Here is a 1017-nt window from a genome sequence, read left to right as displayed (position 1 = left end):
GGATCCACCGAGGGTTCAAAGGACTCCAGGACACCTTGGAAGCATCATTTATTTATAATGACCCCTCAAAAAGACTATTAAAACAGCCCCCATTATCTAACCGGTAGATAATGGGGGCTGTTTTAATTCTAAAATGGCATAATAACCCTTTAATATTGCTATATTTTCCGTAATTATATAAGCAGACCGTTATATATGACTTATGTTTCAACAAATCGACCTACAAATCAAAGACTCCGCCATCTTTCAAAAACACACCACTTATTCATGGGGATTTCAGCAACTAAACTTAAACAGTCACTTTAGGTGCTATTTTTGAAAGCGCTTTCTCTTAGTGCTATAATTAACCTATCAAATCATTAATAGGAGGAGAAAACATGTCTATAAAAAATGTAACTGTTGCAGGTGGTGGCATTTTAGGTGGGCAAATTGCCTTTCAAAGTCAGTTCATGGGATTCAATGTTACGGTTTATGATGTCAATGATTCTGCTCTAAAACACTCTGAGCAATTAATGACATCATATCCTGATATTTATAAAAATTTCTATGAAGATGGTGCAAAAGCGGATGAAGTTATTGAAAAAATTCGCTTTAGTTCTAATCTAGCTGATGCTGTTCAGGATGCAGACCTAGTAATTGAGGCCATTCCAGAAAATGTCAACATTAAGAAGGATTTCTATAAGCAACTTTCGAGAGTTGCTCCCCAAAAAGCAATATTTGCTTCAAATTCTTCTACGCTCGTCCCATCTCAATTTGTTGACAGTGTTGATCGTCCAGAAAAATTTTTAGCCCTACATTTTGCTAACCAAATATGGGTCAACAATAATGCTGAAATTATGGGACATGCGGGAACTGATGAGAAGTATATTGACGAACTTGTGAAATTTGCGAGAGATATCCGAATGGTCCCTTTTAAATTAAACAAGGAACAACATGGCTATATTCTAAATTCACTCTTAGTTCGCAAATTGCAATAGTAAGTTAGCCAGTACCGATAAAGCACACAGACGAAAGGGC

At 36.4% G+C, this 1017-nt stretch carries 1 pseudogene; it reads left to right on the top strand.

Annotated features, from left to right (window positions below):
• Window positions 1-377 precede the first annotated feature (377 nt).
• Window positions 378-974 (top strand): annotated as a pseudogene (locus EKM80_RS14785) (3-hydroxyacyl-CoA dehydrogenase NAD-binding domain-containing protein); the annotation flags it as partial.
• Window positions 975-1017 lie beyond the last annotated feature (43 nt).

Source organism: Loigolactobacillus jiayinensis (genome assembly GCF_003946445.1).
In the GTDB taxonomy this organism is placed as follows: Bacteria; Bacillota; Bacilli; order Lactobacillales; family Lactobacillaceae; genus Loigolactobacillus; species Loigolactobacillus jiayinensis.
The sequence above is the reverse complement of the archived record's forward strand: the minus strand, read 5'-3'. Positions and strand labels throughout refer to the sequence as shown.